The sequence below is a fragment of the Paracoccus onubensis genome, assembly GCF_003591515.1.
Classification (GTDB): Bacteria; Pseudomonadota; Alphaproteobacteria; order Rhodobacterales; family Rhodobacteraceae; genus Paracoccus; species Paracoccus onubensis.
Genome location: NZ_QZCG01000001.1, coordinates 272,680 through 291,491, shown reverse-complemented (window position 1 = coordinate 291,491; position 18,812 = coordinate 272,680). Strand labels below are relative to the sequence as shown.

Annotated in this window: 14 protein-coding genes; 3 read left to right on the top strand and 11 right to left on the bottom strand. The window is 62.5% G+C overall.

Features of this window, described 5'->3' with window-relative positions:
* Window positions 1-11: 11 nt before the first annotated feature.
* The 3 genes from D3P04_RS01385 to D3P04_RS01375 all read right to left on the bottom strand — a co-directional run bounded on the left by D3P04_RS01385 (window position 12) and on the right by D3P04_RS01375 (window position 3,531).
* Window positions 12-974 carry an ABC transporter permease gene (locus tag D3P04_RS01385; protein ID WP_119745152.1) on the bottom strand — a complete coding sequence of 321 codons (963 nt, stop codon included), beginning with the start codon at window positions 972-974 and terminating at the stop codon, window positions 12-14.
* Window positions 964-2,484, bottom strand: a complete 1,521-nt coding sequence (locus tag D3P04_RS01380) for a sugar ABC transporter ATP-binding protein (protein ID WP_220475233.1) — start codon at window positions 2,482-2,484, stop codon at window positions 964-966. Before D3P04_RS01380 ends, D3P04_RS01385 begins: the two co-directional genes overlap by 11 nt.
* A 72-nt stretch (window positions 2,485-2,556) precedes the next feature.
* Window positions 2,557-3,531: a substrate-binding domain-containing protein gene (locus D3P04_RS01375; RefSeq protein WP_220475232.1), complete on the bottom strand. Its 975-nt coding sequence runs from the start codon at window positions 3,529-3,531 to the stop codon at window positions 2,557-2,559.
* A 290-nt stretch (window positions 3,532-3,821) separates the two neighbouring features.
* Here D3P04_RS01375 and D3P04_RS01370 point away from each other — a divergent pair, with 290 nt between their 5' ends.
* The 3 genes from D3P04_RS01370 to D3P04_RS01360 all read left to right on the top strand — a co-directional run bounded on the left by D3P04_RS01370 (window position 3,822) and on the right by D3P04_RS01360 (window position 6,805).
* Window positions 3,822-4,208 carry a hypothetical protein gene (locus D3P04_RS01370; RefSeq protein WP_147391862.1) on the top strand — a complete coding sequence of 129 codons (387 nt, stop codon included), beginning with the start codon at window positions 3,822-3,824 and terminating at the stop codon, window positions 4,206-4,208.
* 39 nt (window positions 4,209-4,247) lie between these two features.
* Window positions 4,248-5,648 (top strand): PepSY-associated TM helix domain-containing protein, encoded by a 1,401-nt coding sequence (locus D3P04_RS01365; RefSeq protein ID WP_119745146.1) that lies wholly within the window; start codon window positions 4,248-4,250, stop codon window positions 5,646-5,648.
* A 209-nt stretch (window positions 5,649-5,857) separates the two neighbouring features.
* Window positions 5,858-6,805, top strand: a complete 948-nt coding sequence (locus tag D3P04_RS01360) for a LysR substrate-binding domain-containing protein (RefSeq protein WP_220475231.1) — start codon at window positions 5,858-5,860, stop codon at window positions 6,803-6,805.
* On the opposite strand, the gene D3P04_RS01355 is transcribed toward D3P04_RS01360, so the two are convergent.
* The 8 genes from D3P04_RS01355 to D3P04_RS01320 all read right to left on the bottom strand — a co-directional run bounded on the left by D3P04_RS01355 (window position 6,794) and on the right by D3P04_RS01320 (window position 18,770).
* Complete coding sequence (locus D3P04_RS01355; RefSeq protein ID WP_119745142.1) at window positions 6,794-7,972, bottom strand: amidohydrolase; 1,179 nt, start codon at window positions 7,970-7,972, stop codon at window positions 6,794-6,796. The two genes, D3P04_RS01360 and D3P04_RS01355, sit on opposite strands and share 12 nt — an antisense overlap.
* Window positions 7,973-8,274: 302 nt before the next feature.
* The gene (locus D3P04_RS01350; RefSeq protein WP_119745614.1) at window positions 8,275-9,492 is read right to left on the bottom strand and encodes a CaiB/BaiF CoA transferase family protein; all 1,218 of its coding nucleotides are present in this window, start codon (window positions 9,490-9,492) and stop codon (window positions 8,275-8,277) included.
* A 123-nt stretch (window positions 9,493-9,615) separates the two neighbouring features.
* Window positions 9,616-11,223 carry an ABC transporter ATP-binding protein gene (locus D3P04_RS01345; RefSeq protein WP_119745140.1) on the bottom strand — a complete coding sequence of 536 codons (1,608 nt, stop codon included), beginning with the start codon at window positions 11,221-11,223 and terminating at the stop codon, window positions 9,616-9,618.
* Entirely contained in the window at window positions 11,220-12,092 is an 873-nt protein-coding gene (locus tag D3P04_RS01340) for an ABC transporter permease (protein ID WP_119745138.1), read from the bottom strand. Before D3P04_RS01340 ends, D3P04_RS01345 begins: the two co-directional genes overlap by 4 nt.
* A 10-nt stretch (window positions 12,093-12,102) precedes the next feature.
* The gene (locus tag D3P04_RS01335; RefSeq protein WP_119745136.1) at window positions 12,103-13,044 is read right to left on the bottom strand and encodes an ABC transporter permease; all 942 of its coding nucleotides are present in this window, start codon (window positions 13,042-13,044) and stop codon (window positions 12,103-12,105) included.
* Window positions 13,044-14,627, bottom strand: a complete 1,584-nt coding sequence (locus D3P04_RS01330; RefSeq protein WP_119745134.1) for an ABC transporter substrate-binding protein — start codon at window positions 14,625-14,627, stop codon at window positions 13,044-13,046. The genes D3P04_RS01335 and D3P04_RS01330 overlap by 1 nt, the downstream gene beginning before the upstream one ends.
* Before the next feature lie 52 nt (window positions 14,628-14,679).
* Complete coding sequence (gene ggt / locus D3P04_RS01325) at window positions 14,680-16,350, bottom strand: gamma-glutamyltransferase (RefSeq protein ID WP_119745132.1); 1,671 nt, start codon at window positions 16,348-16,350, stop codon at window positions 14,680-14,682.
* Window positions 16,351-16,769: 419 nt separating this feature from the next.
* Window positions 16,770-18,770 (bottom strand): pyridoxamine 5'-phosphate oxidase family protein, encoded by a 2,001-nt coding sequence (locus D3P04_RS01320; RefSeq protein ID WP_182912697.1) that lies wholly within the window; start codon window positions 18,768-18,770, stop codon window positions 16,770-16,772.
* Between the last annotated feature and the right edge of the window lie 42 nt (window positions 18,771-18,812).

Below are 18,812 nucleotides of genomic sequence, written 5' to 3'. Positions count from 1 at the left end.
TTTCCCGTTCATCAGCTTTCCTTCCGGATCAGCCTGCGCGAGGCCGAGTCGAAGGAAATCGCCAGCACGACGATCACGCCACTGACAACGCCCTGCCAATAGGGCGAGACGCCGAACAGGACGATGATATTCTCGATGATCGCGATGATGCTGGCGCCGAAGATCGCGCCAAGCGGACTGCCCACGCCGCCGGTCGTCGCCACGCCGCCGATGACCGATGCCGCGATCGGGGCAAGCACCCATGTCTCGCCGATCGACGGCTGCGCTGTCCCAAGGCGGGCCACCATCAACAGCCCGGCAAGCGCGGCAAGCAATCCGGCCATGGTGAAGACCAGAACCCGGATCCGGTTCACCTTGATCCCCAGCATCTCCGCCGCCGCCACATTGTTGCCGATGGCATACATGAAGCGCCCGAACGGCGTTTTCGCGGTAATGAAGACCGCAATTGCCAGAACGACCAGCATGATGATGAAGGGAACCGGTATGCCGTAGACCTCGCCCCGGCCGAAGAACTGGATTTCCGGGGGCATTCCCGTGATCGCCACGCCCTTCGTCAGCACCAGATTGACCCCGCCGAAAACGCCCGCCGTGCCGATCGTCAGCACCAGCGAATGCAGCTTCAGGATCGAGACCAGCAAACCGTTCAACGCACCCAGCATCGCGCCCAGCAGCAGACAGGCGGGAATCGCGACGATCGGAGGCAGCCCCCCGCTGGTCATGGCCATCCCGGCAACGACGCCGCAAAGCCCGCCAATCACGCCAAGCGACAGGTCAAGCTCGCCCAGTATCATCAGCATGGCCTGCCCGATCGTGATCAGCCCCACGAAGGCAAGCGCCCGCGCGATGACCGACATGTTGTAACCGGTCAGGAAATGCGGGGAAGCCGCAATGGATATGGCAAAAATGATGACCAGCGCGATGAAGACGCCCATCAACGGATTTGCCGCGATCAATGCCAGCGGATTACGCTTCATGACTTGCCGACTCCTTGCCAAAAATTGCCGCCACCAGAGTTTCGTTCGTCGTGTTCTCGGTCTGGAACTCGCCGGTGGTGGTGCCTGCATGCATCGTGATGATCCGGCTTGCGCATTTCCGCAGCTCTTCCATCTCCGATGAAATCAGGATGACGGCGACGCCGCGCTCTGCCAGGTCGCGCATGATCCTGTAGATCTCTGCCTTGGTCCTGACGTCGATCCCCTTGGTCGGTTCGTCGAAGATCAGAACGCGCGGAGAGGTCGCCATGGCACGGCCGATAATGGCCTTCTGCTGATTACCCCCCGACAGCAACGAAATCCGCTTGCCCATGCTGTCGGTCTTGATGTCGTAATCCCGGATGACCTTCGCGACCTCGGCGCTTTCCTTGCGGGCCGAGATGCCGAACCGGCCCGCCGTCCTGTCCAGTATCGAGATGCCGATATTCTTGCGCAGCGACAGCAGCGGCAATATGCCGTGATGTTTGCGCTCTTCGGACAGGTACAGCATTCCCTGCGCGACCGAGAAGCTCGTATCGCCCAGTTTCCATTTCCGCCCCTCGAGTTCGGCGCTGCCGGATTTTGCGCGAAGGAAGCCGAACAGCGTCTGCATCACTTCCGAACGCCCCGAGCCCACAAGCCCGGCAAATCCCAGGATCTCGCCGCCGAACAGATCGAATGACACATTCTCGAATCTCTTGCCGCTCAGCTCCCTGACCGACAAAAGGGGCACCCGATCGGTCTTCGTGCCGCGCGGGCGGAAATCGTCGTCGACCTTCAACGCCTTGCCGGACATGGCCCGGATCAGTTCACTTTCCGAACAGTCGCCGATCTGCCCGGTCTCGATCTCCCGGCCATTGCGCAACACGGTATAATCGTCACCGATCTCGAAGATCTCGTCCATCTTGTGAGAGATGAAGATCACCGCCAGCCCGGCCTTGCGGAAATCCCGGATCACGCTGAACACCCGTTCGACCTCGGTCGCGGTCAGGGCCGAGGTCGGCTCGTCCAGAATAAGAACTTTCATGTTCCTGTTGGTCGAGGCACGCGCGATTTGCAATAATTGCTGATCCGGGACCGAAATCTGCCGGACAAGGTCGCCCGGCCTCGCCTCGATGGCGAAACGATCCAGATATTCCTTCGCGTCCCGCTCCATGCCCTTCCTGTCGATGACGCGCCTCCCATGCCCCGAGCGCCAGAACGGCATGAACAGGTTTTCGGCAACGCTGAGATGCGGAAACAGGGTCAGTTCCTGAGGGACATAGCTGATCGTCTCGAAGATCTCGGGATGTTGCCAGGGATCTTTTCCATCGATCCGGATGCTGCCCTGGCTGGGCGTGTCCGACCCGGTCAGCAGCTTGACGAGCGTCGATTTTCCCGCCCCGTTTTCGCCCGCCAGAATATGCACCCGGCCAAGGGTCAGCGTTATCGAGACCTCATCCAGCGCCCTTACGCCGGGAAAGTCGCGCCCCAGCTTCTGCGCCTCCAGATAGACCATATCGTTTCCTGCCATTGGATTGCGGTTCCGGCGGCCAAGGCCAGAGATGAATCCGGCCTTGCCGTCCGCACCTGTCCGAGAGGATGGTTACTCGAGATCTTCCTTGGTGATGAAGTCGATCCCGGTATCGATATATTTGGGCGTATCGATGCCCATGGCCTGCTGCCACATCGCCATGATGGACCAGTAGCCCTGCATCTCGGGCCGCGTGGAGGAACTGGATTCCGCCACGCCGTCACGGATGAGCTGCAGCATTTCGGGCAGGTTATCCAGCCCCACCAGGATTACGTCGCCGGTCTTTCCCGCTTCCTGGATCGCCTGTCCGATACCGATCGGCCCGGCGGCGTCGCTGGCGACCCAGCCCTTGAGATCGGGATTGGCCTGCATGATCGCCGCCGCCTGCTTTTGCGCGGTTTCGATATCGTCATTGTCGATCCCGGTCGCGACCAGTTCGATATTCGGATATTCGGCGAAAACCTCTTCATGGCATTGCGCGCGGATCGCGTGGTTGGGCGCGCTGGGAACCCCCATCATGATGGCGACCTGCCCCGACTCTTCCATAAGCTCGACAAGACGGCGCGAGGCGAGCTTGGCCTGCTCGCAGAAATCATTGCCGATGCTGGTCAGCTCCATGCCTTCGGGCGGCACTGAATCGAAGATGGTGACCGGGATTTCCTGCCCGACGGCTTCCTCGAGCGATGCCCGGTTGCCGCTTGCATCCAGCAGATCGACCGCAATGCCATCCGGGCGGGTCGCGATCGAGCTTTCGATGATCTGGTTCTGCTGAACGACATCGGCCTGCTGGGGTGCGCTGTATACGATCTCGACCTTCGAACCCGTCTGCGCCTCGATCACCTGCGCGGCCTGCATTGCGCCGTTATTCACTTGATCGAACCACGGATGCACCACTTTCGGGATGATGACGAAGCGATAACTGTCCTTTACCTCCATTCCCGGTTCTTCCTGCGCGAATGCAGGAAACGCCGTCGCAAGAACAACCGCCGTGGTGGTTGCCGCAATAGCCCGGAGAGCCGGAACCAGCCCGTTCATTCCAGATGTCATGTCTCCTCCTCAATCGCAGCGATTCTGCGATTCCCCTGTTGTGACACCATCACCATGCAAGTGTATTTTAAAAAATACAATAGTATTTGCGTGTCATACGCCTTTCATGCGGGCGGAACCGGGAGGCCGAAACCGGATCGTCGCCGGATAAGATGGATCTGCGGCTGATCGCACTTACGCCCCGGGGCTCCGCACCACGCGGGCCAGTTTCACCGATGCGACAATATGCACCTGTATCAGGGCCGGTTTCTGTTGACGGGCCGCACCTTTAATGGCTAGCACCCCAAGTCATGAAAACGATGCACGGGGTTCAGTCAGGCAAAGTCATCCTATGGGCCGTTACCGCCCTCGTCTTTCTGCTGTCCGCAACGACCAACGGCCTTATGCCTCTGCGCGGTTCCGAAGGCGTCGTCATGGTCATCTGCTCGGGCGAAGGCCCCCTTGAACTTCACATCGATCCTCAGACCGGAGAACCGGCCGACGACAAGACCCCGGATCGGCACAAGCCCTGTGACTGGGCCAGCTTCAACTTCACCGCAGATGTTCCCGGTGCGCCCGTTTCTCCGGGCAACGTCGCCCCGATCCTTGCCGAAACGGCCCTGATCGCGTCTTCCATCCTGACCGCCAGCCGGGCAACCGGCCTGCCGCCATCGACGGGTCCTCCTGCCGTGATCTGATCTTTCGCTTCCGAAGATACAGATACGAACGAGGACAAAATGACGGATGTCACCAGCGGGGCCTATGCCCCGGCGGCCGGTCGCGCCGCGAATGCCTATTATTTCATCGCCTGGCGATGGCATTTCTACGCCGGGCTTTATGTCATCCCCTTCCTGCTGATGCTGGCCACGACCGGCCTGGTGATGCTGTGGATTTCCTGGGGGGCCGGGCTTGGCGCCGAACGCATGGCCGTGACGCCGGACGGACCACCGCTTCCGGTCAGCGAGCTTCAGGCCATCGCCGAGGCCGCCACGCCCGATGGCCGCGCCGTGCAATATGTCGCGCCGCTGGCATCCGATCGCATCGCCAGTTTCGCGGTGGAAACCGAAAGCGGCACGACCGGGATCGCGCTCGATCCCTATAGCGGCAAGGTGATGCACGAATTCCCCTGGCGGGCGGGCTGGTACGATTTCGCCAGCAATATCCACGGTTCTCTGATGCTGGGCACTTTGGGCGACCGGCTGATCGAGATCGCCGCAAGCCTCGCCATCCTGCTGATCGCAACCGGGCTTTACCTTCACTGGCCGCGGGGCGGCACGGGCTGGCGCGAAATATTCCTTCTTCGGCTGTCGGCCCGCGGACGCTCATTCTGGAAATCCCTGCATGGAACGCTTGGCATCTGGATCTCGCTGATGCTGGTGGTTTTCCTGCTGTCGGGCCTGAGTTGGAGCGGAATCTGGGGCGAGCGGATCGTACAGGCATGGAACAGCTTCCCGGCCGAGAAAATGGGCGCCCCACTATCGGACGCGACCCATGCCGCCATGAATCACGATGGCGCGCATGAGGTTCCCTGGGGGCTGGAGCAGACGCCTATGCCCGAATCCGGCTCCGTGGCCGGGGCCAGGGCGGTTGCGGGCAATGTCGATATCGACGGCGTCGCGGAATTCGCGCGCGAACTGGGATTCGCGGGGCGGTTCCAGATCAGTCTTCCCAGAGATGAAACCGGGGTCTGGACGATCAGCCATGACAGCATGTCGAATGACGGGCCAGACCCGGCGGCAGACCGGACGATACATATCGACCAATATACCGGCAACGTGCTGGCCGATGTGCGATATTCCGACTACTCGCCCTATGCCAAGGCCATGGCCTGGGGCATCGCCTTCCACGAGGGCGATATGGGGATCTGGAATCTTGTGCTGAACACGGTGTTCTGTCTGTCGGTGATCATGGTTTCCCTGTCCGGGCTGGTCATGTGGTGGAAGCGCCGCCCCAGCGGCCGGACCCGCCTTGCAGCACCGCCGAAACCGCGCGATCTGCCGCTCTGGAAGGGCGCGGCCGTCCTTGTCATCACGCTGGGGGCGCTGTTCCCGATGGGCGGGCTTGCCATTCTTGCGGTGCTGATCGCCGATGCGACGCTGCTGCGGCTGCTGCCCAATGTGAAACGGGCCATGTCGTAACGCAGGGGCCGCGGCGGTATTTCCGATGACCGGAATGCCGCTGCGCCCCGACTCCGGCCGGCCGCTCTTCGCACCCTATTCAGGCGACTGAAAGCGTGACGGCAAGATCGGCATCATCTGCGGACGGTGCAGAGTCCGGCCTTTTACATCAGCAGAACTTGCGATCATACTGCGATCCGGAAGTTGAACATGTCGATATGAGGCTTCAGTTGGGACAACGCCCAAGTACCGGAAATCTGGAATTGCGTCATCTGCGATATTTCCTGACCGTCGCCGAGGAAATGAGCTTCCGGCAGGCAGCAGAGCGCCTGAACATCGCGCAGCCGGGCCTGAGCCAGCAGATCAAGGCGCTGGAACAGATCCTTCAGGTAACGTTGTTCGACCGCTCCCGGCGGCGTCTCAGGATGACGCTGGCCGGCGAGATGTTCATGACCGAGATCCGCAAGATCATGCAACAGGTCGAACGCGCGACCCAGATCGCCCAGCGCGCGTCACGCGGCGAAATCGGGCGGCTGGCGATCGGTTATGTGGGATCGGCGGCCTATACCGGGGTGCTGACCCGGCTGGTCGGCGGATTTCGTGCAGATCATCCCCTGATCGAGCTTGAGATCTCGGAACTCGAGATGCTTCAGCAACTGGAGGCGATCGCGCAAGGCACGCTGGATGTCGGCTTCATTCGTCCGCCGGTTCCCTTGCCCGAAGGCATCGCATCGGTTCCGGTTCTCTGCGAGGCATTGCTGATCGCCCTGCCCAGCATCCATGCGCATGCCTCCGAATCCTCCGTCGCCCTGCGCGATCTGCGGAACGAGGTCTTCATCACGCCACAACATCCGCATCAGGTCAGTTTCAACGCCCATACCGTCAATGCCTGCATGGCTGCGGGGTTCGAACCGCGCCTTGGCCCGCAGGGACGCGATTTCATGACCATCGCAAGCATGGTTTCGGTCGGGCTTGGGGTGGCACTTGTGCCGAAATCGGTGCGCTGCATCCAGTTGCCGAATGTCGTCTACCGGCCCCTTACCGGGGATGTTCCGCGCGGGGATCTTGCGGTGGCGTTCCGGCGCGGCGATCCCTCGGTGGCGGTGAAGAATTTCATCTCGCTCGCGCGGAAACTTGCGAAACGGGCAGCGGACCCGTCCGGGCCGTCAGCTCTCTGACAGGCATTCCGCCAGCGTTTCCGAATACAGCCGGATGCCCATCGGGATCATCTCATCGCGGAAATCATATTCCGGCGTGTGAACCCCCGGCCGGTCCAGTCCGGCGCCAAGAAACACCATCGCCGAACGCGCGCCGCCAAGACCGAAGCGCCCGAAATCCTCCGACGCGACCGAGGGCAGCTTTTCGATCCGGGGCGTCATTCCGGCATATTCCAGACCCGCCGTCAGATGGGCCACGGCCTCGGGGGCATTGGTGCAGGCCAGAAACACGTCGTCATATCCCAGTTCATATTGCAAATCATGACGCCGGGCGACATCACGGATCAGGGTTTCCGCCTGTTCCACAAGCGCGTCCATCTGATCGTCCGCAACGGTCCGCAAGGTCGCCATGACAAGTGCCTCGCCGGGTGCGACGCCATAGGATTCGGCACCCATGGTCGCATGGGTCAGGGTCACCATGGTGAAATCCGGACCAAGCGGCTGGCCACTGCCAAGACTTTCCAGCGCCGGCATGATCTCGCACATCGCCTGCATCGGCGAGCGCCCGTCCGAAGGACGCGAGGCATGGGCGGTGCTGCCGGTCAGCCGGATCCAGATCCCGCGCGAAGCGCAATTGGCAACCCCGATGCTGATCTTGCCGGTGCCGAATTCGATCCCGGGCATATTGTGCAGCGCGAAAGCCCAATCCGGCTTGATCTGGTCATAACGGGGATCGGCAATGACGGCAGCCGCGCCCGAGCCGTCTTCTTCCGCTGGCTGAAACATCAGTACGACACGGCCACTCGACGGGCGACTGCGCGACAGGATACGGGCGAAGCCCAGCAGAATCGTCATATGGCCATCATGCCCGCAAAGATGCGCCTTCCCCGGCACTGCCGAACGATGGGCGATCTCGCCCAGTTCCTGGATCGGCAAGGCATCGAGTTCGGCCCGGAACATGATTGTCGGGCCCGGCGCGCCGCTGTCGAAAATGGCCGCGACCCCATGCCCGCCCAAACCGGTCAGCACGTGATCGGGGCGGGCTGGCGCCAGCATCTCGCAGACGCGGCGGGCGGTCTCTTGCTCTTCTCCGGGCAATTCGGGGTTGCGGTGCAGCTCATGGCGAAAAGCTGTCAGTTCGCGCAGATCCTCTTCGGTCGGATCGGGAAAGGTCAGACGGTTGGTCATGTCGGTCAGTCGCTTTCAAATGCATTCCATGAAGGTCACAAGCTTCGCCGGGATCGGCGGCAAGGTCCAGAGCGTGCCGCAGCCCGGCGAAGCTTCCTGCCCCTTCTTCTTTGTCCAAATACCTCAGGGACCGCCGACGGGTCGCGCCACTGGTTCGAGAGTCAGCCGGCGACGAGGAGCGCCCCCGGCCATCGCGCGACGCAAATAACCGGCGTTTCCGATTCAGCGAGACCCGTTCCAACGATGTATAGCACTGCAAGACCCCGACAAAGCAGCGGACATGCCGCAGCAGGACATTCCCTTCAGACCGGTGGCGACACGCCGTCCGGTCCGGCGACGATGCCGCGCTCCAGAAGCTCGCCGATCCTTTCCTGCGACAGACCAAGATCCCGCAGGATCTCGACGGTATGTTCCCCCAGACCGGGCGCCAGCCGCTCGATGGCGACGGGGGTCGAGGACATCGCCACCGGATTGGTCATGGCGATGGTCGTGCCCTCGGTCGGATGCGCGACGGTCCTGAAAAATCCGGTATCGGCCAGATGCGGATCCTTCAGGACCGTCTCGAATGTGTGCATCGCCATGACCGGCACATCCGCCGCATCCAGCAGGTCGATCCATTCGTCCGAACTTCGGGTCAGAAAGATCTCGGCCAGCCAGCCATAGACATGGGCGATATGGTCCATCCGCGACCGGAAACTGGCAAAACGGTCATCCGTCTCCATCAAACCGTCCCGACCGATGGCCTTCAGGAACCGCCGCCAGTGATCATCCGTGTAAAGCAGCGCGCAGACATAGCCGTCCGCGGTACGCAGCGGGCGGCGGTCGCTGGCGATCTGGCGCACATAGCCGCCCCGGTCCAGCGGCGGATCGAATGTCAGGCCGCCCAGATGATCGCTGAGGATGAAGCTCACCATGGTCTCGAACATGGGCACATCGACCCGCTGCCCTTTCCCCGACCGGTTCCGCTCGATCACCGCGGCCAGAATGCCGCTCAGCGCGGTCAGCCCGACGATCCGGTCGGCGATTGCCGCCGGAACATAGCGCGGCTCGTCCGAGCCCGACAGCATGAACAGATGCGACAGGGTCGAGGCTCCCTGAATCAGATCGTCATAGGCCGGGCGCGACGCATAGCGCCCGTTCTGGCCATAACCGTAAAGCCCGGCATAGATCAGCCGCGGATTGACCGCCTTCATCTCTTCCCATGACAGGCCAAGCCGCTTCATCGCTGCCGGGCGCAGATTATAGACCACGATATCGGCGCCCCGGCACAGATCCAGCAGCAATTGCCGCCCTTCCGTGGTCTTCAGGTTCAGCACCACAGAGCGTTTGGAACGGTTCGAGTTCAGGAAAAGCGGCCCCATGCCGGGCGAACGCGACGGCCCGACATTGCGGACAAGATCGCCCGAGGGCGGTTCCACCTTGATCACATCGGCTCCGAAATCCCCAAGGTACTGGGTCGCATACGGTCCCATCAGCACCGATGTCAGATCGATGACCTTCAGCCCTGCAAGCGGTCCCATATCCTGTCCTCTTCCATCTTCATTTCTGTTCGCAGGGCCATCGGCCACTGCCTTTCCTTCCGACAAGCGGTATCCGCCGGCAAATCACGACGCCGGCCGTCTTTGGTCGCCAACACGTCGTCATCACATCTCGGAAACACCCGGCATCGCGGCAAGCAGCTTACGCGTGTACTCGTTCTCGGGATTTTCGAAGACCCGTTTCAGTTCGCCCTGCTCGACAATGCGCCCCTTGCTCATCACCGCTACGCGGTTGCAGATATTCGAGGCAACGCGCAGATCATGGGTAATGAACAGCATCGCGAAGCCAAGCTCGGTCCGCAGCTTCTCGAACAGGTCCAGCACCTGCGCCTGCACGGTCACGTCCAGCGCCGAGACGGCCTCATCCGCGACGATCACATCCGGCTCCAGCGCAAGCGCGCGGGCGATGCAGATCCTTTGCCGCTGCCCGCCCGAGAATTCATGCGGAAACCGGTCGACGGCCGAGGGCTGCAGCCCTACCAGTTCCAGCAACTCACAGGCGCACCGATGGGCTTCGGCATTGGATTTTCCCATCCGCACCGGCCCCTCGATCATCGATTGTCCGACCCGGCGGCGCGGATTGAGAGAGCTGTAGGGGTCCTGAAAGATCATCTGGATGCGGTGGCGCATCTGCCGCAACCTTGCGGGCGTCAGCCCCGGCATATCCTGTCCTTCGAACAGAATGCGGCCCCGATCGGGCTTCTCGAACCCCACGACCATCCGCGCCAGCGTGCTTTTCCCCGAACCGGATTCACCGACAATGCCAAGCGTCTCACCCGGCGCCAGCGTGAAGCTGACATCCTGAACCGCATGCACTTCAGTGGTCTTGCCCAGCCACGAGGATTGCCGGTAGGTCAGCGAGACATTCTCGGCCTTCAGCACCGGTTCACGCTCGGCGAGTTGCGGCAGATAGCGCAGCCGGGGCACTGCGGCGATCAGCTCCTTCGTGTAATCATGCCGCGGTGATTGCAGCACGTCCTGCGCGGTACCGCTTTCGACCAGCTTTCCCCGGCGCATGACCAGAACCTGGTCGGCAATTTCTGCCACCACGCCGAAATCATGGGTGATCAGCATCACCGCGCTGTCATGCTTGGTCAGCAATTCCCGGAACAGCTTCAGGATCTGGGCCTGGGTGGTGACGTCCAGTGCGGTGGTGGGTTCATCCGCGATGATCAGTGCGGGCTCCATCGCCAGCGCCATGGCGATCATCACCCGCTGCCGCTGCCCGCCCGAAATCTGGTGCGGATAGCGGTGGTACATCTCTTCCGGCGCGGGCAGATGCACATCGGCCATCAGCTCCAGCACCCGGCTGCGGATCGCCGCCTTGCCCAGCCCGGGCTTGTGCAGCACCAGCACCTCGGCGATCTGCCGGCCCAGTGCCATGACCGGGTTCAACGCGGTCAGCGGCTCCTGAAAGATCATCGCCATCCGGTTGCCGCGCAGCTGGTCCATCCGTTGCTCCGGGGCGCTGGTGATATCCTCGCCCTCCAGCATCACAGTGCCTTTCGCCACGTTCAGGCTGTTCCTGGGCAAAAGCCCCATGACAACCGACGCGGTGACGGATTTTCCCGATCCGGATTCACCGACAACGCACAGGATCTCGCCCCGGCGGATGGTCAGCGACACATCCTCGACCGCATGGGTCCGGTCCAGCCCGCTGGGCAGGGTCACGCTGAGATCCTGCATTTCGAGAACGGGTTTCATCTGGCTCATGACGATGCCCTCGTTCCACGGGTCAAGCGCGGATCCAGACGGTCACGCAGGGAATCGCCCAGCAGGTTGACCGACATGACCGTCACCGCAAGCATCAGACCGGGTGCGATGATGGTCCAGGGCGCACGCAGGAACACCGCCCGCCCCTCGGCCATGACATTGCCCCATGTGGGGGTGCCCTGCGGAAAGCCGACGCCAAGAAAACCCAGAATCGCTTCGGACAAGATGGCCGAGGCAAAGATATAAGTTGTCTGCACGATCAGCGGCGCGACACAATTGGGCAGGATATGACGCGCGAGGATCAGCGGCGTCTGGATCGACATTCCGACGGCGGCCTTGACATAAGGCTCTTCGCGCGTGCTCAGCACCACGCTGCGGACCAGCCGCACGACCCGCGGGATCTCGTTGAAGACCAGCGCGGCGACGATCGTGGCGAGCGACGCCCCCAGAAGCGATACGACGGCGACGGCGAACAGGATATTCGGGATCGCCATGATCGCATCCATGACGCGCATGATCACCCCGTCGATCCGGCGAAAATAGCCCGTCACCAGACCGATGACCGTGCCGATGACGCCTCCCGCCAGCGCGGTCAGCAACCCGACCAGCAGCGACAGTTTCGCGCCCTCGACGGTCAGGCCGAACACGTCGCGCCCCATGGCATCGGTGCCGAACAGCGCCAGATCCGAGGGCGCCTGCAAGCGCATCCGGGGCCGGACCTGCGTCAGTTGCGCGTCGATGATCCAGGGTGCCAGTAACGACACCACGGCAATCGCCAGCAGCAGCGCCGCGCATAGGGCGGACAGCTTGTTCTGGCGCAGAAATCCCAGCCAGGCCGTGGCGGGCGCATTCGTAAGGTGACTGCTCATCCTGCGCGCCTCAATACCGGATCCGCGGATCGACGATGATATAGGCGATGTCGATCAACAGATTCACGCCGACATAGATCAGGGCAAAGAACAGCATCAGCCCCTGCACCACCGGATAGTCGCGGGCCAGAATGGCGTCGATCGTCAGCCGCCCGATGCCGGGAATGTTGAACACGCTTTCGGTCACCACCACGCCCGAGATCAGCATGGCGATCCCGATGCCGATCACGGTGATGATCGGCACGGCGGCATTGGGCAGGGCGTGCCGCCACAGAACACGGCGCTGCGAATTGCCCTTGGCGCGGGCGGTGCGCACGAAATCCTGATTCAGCACCTCCAGCAGGCTTGAGCGCGTCACGCGCGCGATCAGTGCCATGAAGACCAGCGCCAGCGTTACCGATGGCAGGATCAGATGCCGGACGGCGGCGCCGGGATCGGCGAAGGGGCTGACATAGCCCTGCACCGGCAGCAATTCCCATTTGACCGAGAAGAACAGCATCAGCAGATAGCCGATCACGAAGGCCGGTACCGAAAAACCCGCAACCGACAGCGCCATGACCGCACGGTCGATCCAGCTGTTGTGACGCCATGCCGCGATCGCACCAAGGGGCACCGCGATCAGAACGGTGATGATGATCGCCGAGACTGCCAGCACCAGCGTCGCCTCGAGCCGGTCGAAGATCAGCGACAGAACCGGCATCCGCGACAGGATCGACTGACCGAAATCGCCTGTGACAACCCCGCTCAGCCATGTCACGAACTGGATCGGCAGGGGCTGATCCAGCCCCAGTTGCTGACGCAGGGCGGCGATGGCTTCGGGCGTGGCGGAATCGCCTGCAAGGATCACGGCGGGATCGCCGGGGCTAAGGCGCAACAGGCCAAAGACGATCACCGCGACGATGAACATCACCGGCACCGATGACAGGATACGAAGCGCGACCAGACGTAACATCACGCCTTGTCCAGCGAATACACGACCGTCACCGGGGCATTGACGAAATCCGTCACCTCGGGCCGCAGCGCCGTATATTGGTGATAGGTGCCCAACGGGATGTAGAAGACCTGATCATAGGCCCGCTTCTGCATCTCTTCGGCGATCGCCTTCTGTTTTTCGGGATCGGGTTCGCGTTGATACTGCGTTTTCAGCTCTTCGGTCTCGGGGTCGTCGACAAAGCCGGTATAGCCTTCATTGCCGCGCGCATCGAAATTCATATTGCCAAGCGGCGACACCAGATCGATCCGGTCAAAGACGGCATGCGCAACGTTCCAGCCGCCTTCCGCCACCGGATCGGTGCTTGATCGGCGATCAAGGAAAGACGACCATTCCATCGTCTCGATCTCGCTCTTGATCCCCAGCTCGGTCAGAAGCTGCTGGGTCAGCGGCGCCAAAGCCGAGAATGAGGCGACATCCCCCGGCGTGATGATGATCACCGTCTCGCCATCGTAATCGGATTCGGCCACCAGCTCCTTGGCGGCTTCCAGATTTTCAAGACTGCCCTCGGTATAGCCTGCGTCCGTTTCCAAAGGCGTACCGCAGCCGAACAGGGCGCCACAGGTCTGATAGGCTTCGGGATCGCCGACGCCGATATCCAGATAATCAAGCTGGCTGACCACCATCTGCACCGCCTTGCGCAGACGCACATCGTTGAAGGGCGGCTGCGACCAGTTGAAACGGATGGTCGAGGCCGTGGGGCTGGCGCGCTCGACCAGTTGCATATCGGTCCCCTGCAGCATGATGCGGCGATCGGGGCTGACCGTCTCAATGATATCCAGTTCGTTATTCTGCAACGCACTGATCGCGGTGTCGGGACTTGGGAACCAGATCGTGTCGATGCGCTCGACCCGCGGCACCTTGCCACCGGCAAGACCATCGGCGGGCTCGGAACGCGGAACGTAATCCTCGTTGCGGATATAGGACCAGCTGACGCCGGGCCGGAATTCTTCGGCCAGGAACCGATAGGGGCCGGAGCCGATGACCTCTTCCAGCATGGTCGAGGGATCCAGATCCGCGATCCGCTTCGGCATCACGAAAAGCGGGATCGAACTGGACCGCGCCAATGCCTCCAGCATGGCGCCGAAAGGTTCGGAAAGCCGGAAGCTGAAACTGCTTTCGCCATCCGCGGTCAGTTCCTCGGTCACGCCCTGAAGGCGCAGGCCGACGACATCCACTTGCCACCAGCGCCGGATCGAGGCGATCACATCCTCGGCCGTGACCGGCGCGCCATCGTGGAACGCCAGGCCGTCGCGCAGCGTGAATGTCCAGTTCAGCCCGTCATCCGACATCTCCCAGCTATCCACCATCTGCGGCTGCGGGGCATAGTTGGAATCGACCGCGAACAGCGTGTCATAGACAAGATAGGCGTGGTTGCGCGTGACATAGGCGCTGGTGGTGACCGGATCCAGCACCCGCAGCGCGGCATGCGGCGCAAACCGCACGACGCTTTCCGCCCCCTGTGCAGCCAATCGCGTGCTGGTCGCGGCAAACAGCATCGCGCTTGCAGAAAAAAGCATCGCCTCCCGACGGTTCATCTTCATGGCTTCCTCTCCTGTTCGTCCCATTGCAGGTTTTCTATGTTATTGTTTAATTTCAATATATCTTGCCGCGCCGCGGGTCGGGCCAGAACGAGGTATCGGCCCGCGCCGGACCACCGCCAGCCGCCATCGGCACGCCATCGGCACGCCAGCAGGCGGCGCCTTCCATCACCCCGTTGTCCAGAAAACGGATCGCCCCCATCCCGCCCGCGACATGGGCAACGGGCGCGATGCGATGTCCCCTGGCTGCCAGCGCGTCCCGGACGGGCTGCGGAATACTGTCCTCTATCTCGACCTCCTGGCCCCAGGTGAAGACGCGCGGGGCCTCGACCGCCTCTTGCAGCGACATGCCGTGATCGATCAGGTTGATCACCCCCTGCGTGGCAGAGGCAGGAATGCGATGCGCGCCGGGCAAACCAAGCGCGAAGGCAGGCTTGCCGCCCCGCCTGGCGATCAGCGCGGTGATGCCGCTGGTGATGCGCTTGCCGGGCGCCAGAGACAGCGCCTTGCCGGGATGCGGGTCGAACAGATACATGTAATTGTTCGGAATGATCCCCGTGCCCGGAATGATCACCCGCGCGCCGAAAAGGCTGTTGATCGTCTGGGTCGAGGTCACCACATTGCCCTCGTGATCCGCGACGGTGACATGGGTGGTATTGGCGGATTCATTGGTCAGGATCCGCGCGACCTGCTGGTGGGCGCGATCAGGATCGATATCGCCGCGGCGCTCATCCGCATAGGCTTTCGAGATCAGCCGGTCTGTCGGCACATCGACGAAATCGGGATCGGCGGTCACGGCCAGCCGGTCGGCGGCGGCGATCTTCAACGCCTCGATCAGGCGGTGCAGGGTTGCTTCGGTCCCGAAGCCACCGGCGCCGACATCCGACGGCTCCAGCAGATTCAGAACCTGCACCGCCTGCACGCCGCCCGAACAGGGTGGCGGAGGGCCGATGATCTCGTGGCCGCGATAGGTTCCCCGCACCGGCTCGCGGCGGATCACCCGGTAATTCCGGATATCCTCTTCGCTGACCCATGTCCCCGACTGTTCCAGAAAGGCGCGCAAATGCGCCCCAAGCTGCCCTTCCAGCAATGCGCCGGCACCGCCTTCGGCAATGGCGCGCAGGGTCCGCGCATAATCGGCCTGCACCAGACGGTCACCGGCTTTCAGCGGCATGCCACCCGGCACGAATATCCCTGCAATGGCCGGATCCAGAAGCAGGTCGGGCGAGATTTCCTGAATGCAGGTCGCCAGATAGGGCGACAGGATGAACCCTTCTTCCGCATGGCGGATGGCGGGGCCAAGCAATTGCGGCAATGGCAGGCGGCCATGCCGTTCGGCCATCTCGCACCACGCGATCAGATTGCCCGGAACCGCGATGGCCCGGGGGCCGACGCGGTTCTCGCGCCCTTTGGTTTCCATGTAATCGGGCCAGACATCCGCGATGGGCGTATAGCTGTCGGGCCGCGTGGACGAGGGCGCGGTGGCCAGCCCGTCATAGACATGGGTTTCGCCATTCGCCAGATGAACGACCGAGGCGCCGCCGCCGAAGATCCCGACCATCATCGGCTCGACCACAGTCAGCGCGAACAGCGCCGAGACGGTGGCGTCGAAAGCGTTCCCCCCGGCAGCGAACATCTCCATCGCGGCGGCGGAAGCCAGCGGATGATTGGTCACGGCGACTCCGCGCGTCCCGGTGACGGCACCCTTTTCACAGGTGAAACTCATGCTTGCGCTATTCTTCCAGGTCGCCACTCTCGCTGCCTTTCATCTTCCAGTATGGCCGCCACATCTCTGCTCAACACGACGGCCCGCCATCTCCCGTGATCGACAAATTTCGCAGGAATCGATCCCGGATGGCTGTAGCCGGAATTATGACGGCCATGTATCTTACGGCTCAATATATCTTTGCAGTGAATTTGATAGGTTCAGCTTATCGAAATGCAGGTATATGAGCGTGGCCATCGCATGCCGCGCCCGCCCGGTTTCTCTCCCTTCCCTTCTTCTTTGTCCAAATACCTTCGGGGGTCGCCGGCGGGTCGCGCCACTGGTCCAAGAGACCTGCCGGCAACGGGCAGCGCCCCGGCCATCGCGGGACGCAAGTAACCGGCGTTTCCGATACAGCGCGGCACGCTCTGTATGCGGGTTCAGCAATCGATGATCATGTCGCCGCGCGGGATCGCCTGACATAGCAGGATCTGGCCCTGTGCCAGAACCGGCAACTCGCCCGCCGGATAATCGGCTGCGCCTTCAAGAACGCGTTGCAGACATGACTGGCAATCGCCGATGCGGCAGGAATAGGCGACCTTCACCTGATTGCTCAGCGCCAGATCAAGCAAGGACCCGGCGGCAGGAGTCCATGTCGCGGTTTTGCCCGACTGCGCGAATGTGACCTTGCATTCGGCAGTGATTTCCTTGTCGCCAAGGTCGAAGGCCGTACCCGCCTGTGCCGAAAACTCTTCGAAGCGGATGTTTTCCGGCGCGGCCCCAAGCGCAACCAGCCCTTCGCGCAGCCCCTGCATGAACGCCTGAGGTCCGCAGATGTAGAAATCCGTATCGGCCACCGGCATGATCCCCGCGACGGTGGCGGCGTCCAGCCGCTTGCCCAGATCGCAGGCATCGCCTTCGCGCGGACGCGAATATGCCCAAAACAGACGGATGCCGCCATTCACGGGGCGTTTCGCGATCTCGCATACCTCGTCCGGGAAAAGGTGATGCGCCGCATCGCGGGCGGCATGCAGGAACCAGACCTCTCGGCCGCTCTCCTCTTGCGCCAGCCGCTCCAGCATCGGCAGCAGCGGCGTGATGCCTACACCGGCACTGATCAGCGCCACCCGCCTGCCCGGCGGACTGTCCAGCACGAACCGGCCGGCAGGGATGCCCACAAGCAGTTCGGACCCCGCATGAACGCTATCGTGCAGAAGATCCGACAGGCCGCCATTGCCCATGCGCCGGACCGAGATGCGCAAGCTGTTCCCGTCAGGCCGGCCGGAAACCGAATAGGACCGCCTGCGCGCGACCGCCTCGGCGTCGTCGGGCAGCGATACGGTGACATATTGGCCGGGACCGATCGGACCGATCGGCGCATCGTCGCGCGGCTCCAGTACGAAGGAAACCACATCCGGACTTTCCCGTCGTCGGTCCACACAGATGAAACGGCGGCGGCCCGCCCAATAGACCCTGCGGTCATCCTGCCAGATCCGCGCCCGGCTCAGCGAAGCCGGGCAGTGAAAATACACCTCGCGCGGCACGATCTTCAGGCTTTGATCGTTCCGCGCCGGTTCTTTTTCGAACCGGCCATTCACGCGCAGCATCTCGTTGCGGCCGGGGGCGATGGTGACAAGGGCGCATTCGCCCTCTTCGGTGGTCGCCAGATCGGGCGGCAGATGCAGGCGATAAGCCTGACGGTTATCGAAAGGGATCACCGATAGCGGCGCCGCGCCGGTCAGGTCGATCTCCATCCCGCCCTGCGCATTCTCATGCGACAACACGATGAACCGCGCCTCTTCCATAAAGGCCAGCCCACCGGGGCCGGCGATATCGAACACCTTGGTCTGAACCGCCTCGCTGGAGCTGCCATAGACCTCGCGCATCCCGTGCGAGGTCAGCAGCTGTTCTTCCCCGGCATGTTTGCGCACCGGGCTGAACCCGGCATCCGCCTGTGCAAGCTTGTCGCCCCGGACAACCGCCCCAAGGTCCAGCGGCGCCTTGCGTATCGCCGAACCAAGCCAGAATCCGGCATTCCGGAACGCCGTGGTCTCGACGAATTCACACCGGGCCGGAGTCAGGACCAGAACACTGATCGGCGGATTTTCATCCGCGGGAAACGCGGCGATATCGCTGTCGCGAAACGACACCTCGCCCCTGCCCGAGATCCGCAGATAGCGGTCCACGCCACGATTGACGACGATCATCGCGATTTCGGGATTGCTCAGCAGGTTGCCGATCGTGTCCAGCCTGCGATTGCCCTTGTAATCGGGCAACAGCAACGCGCCGCTGTCACTGACACGCATGACCGAGGGCTGCCCCCCGCGCGGCGATACATCCAGCGCGCCTTCCGCATTGCGCGAGGCGATGAAAAGCAATGTGGCATTATTGATGAACTCTCTGGTATCGCTGTCCATATCAGGTTTACCGGTTCCGGTCATTTTCACGGCAGCCTGGGGCATGCCGCGCCCTATTGGCGGCCC

What these genes read in the sequence shown, in the direction of transcription:
- D3P04_RS01385 (WP_119745152.1), bottom strand. Translation starts at nt 974, where the DNA reads ATGAAGCGTAATCCGCTGGCATTGATCGCGGCAAATCCGTTGATGGGC.
- D3P04_RS01380 (WP_220475233.1), bottom strand. Translation starts at nt 2,484, where the DNA reads ATGGCAGGAAACGATATGGTCTATCTGGAGGCGCAGAAGCTGGGGCGC.
- D3P04_RS01375 (WP_220475232.1), bottom strand. Translation starts at nt 3,531, where the DNA reads ATGACATCTGGAATGAACGGGCTGGTTCCGGCTCTCCGGGCTATTGCG.
- D3P04_RS01370 (WP_147391862.1), top strand. Translation starts at nt 3,822, where the DNA reads ATGAAAACGATGCACGGGGTTCAGTCAGGCAAAGTCATCCTATGGGCC.
- D3P04_RS01365 (WP_119745146.1), top strand. Translation starts at nt 4,248, where the DNA reads ATGACGGATGTCACCAGCGGGGCCTATGCCCCGGCGGCCGGTCGCGCC.
- D3P04_RS01355 (WP_119745142.1), bottom strand. Translation starts at nt 7,972, where the DNA reads ATGACCAACCGTCTGACCTTTCCCGATCCGACCGAAGAGGATCTGCGC.
- D3P04_RS01350 (WP_119745614.1), bottom strand. Translation starts at nt 9,492, where the DNA reads ATGGGACCGCTTGCAGGGCTGAAGGTCATCGATCTGACATCGGTGCTG.
- D3P04_RS01345 (WP_119745140.1), bottom strand. Translation starts at nt 11,223, where the DNA reads ATGAGCCAGATGAAACCCGTTCTCGAAATGCAGGATCTCAGCGTGACC.
- D3P04_RS01340 (WP_119745138.1), bottom strand. Translation starts at nt 12,092, where the DNA reads ATGAGCAGTCACCTTACGAATGCGCCCGCCACGGCCTGGCTGGGATTT.
- D3P04_RS01335 (WP_119745136.1), bottom strand. Translation starts at nt 13,044, where the DNA reads ATGTTACGTCTGGTCGCGCTTCGTATCCTGTCATCGGTGCCGGTGATG.
- D3P04_RS01330 (WP_119745134.1), bottom strand. Translation starts at nt 14,627, where the DNA reads ATGAAGATGAACCGTCGGGAGGCGATGCTTTTTTCTGCAAGCGCGATG.
- ggt (WP_119745132.1), bottom strand. Translation starts at nt 16,350, where the DNA reads ATGAGTTTCACCTGTGAAAAGGGTGCCGTCACCGGGACGCGCGGAGTC.
- D3P04_RS01320 (WP_182912697.1), bottom strand. Translation starts at nt 18,770, where the DNA reads ATGACCGGAACCGGTAAACCTGATATGGACAGCGATACCAGAGAGTTC.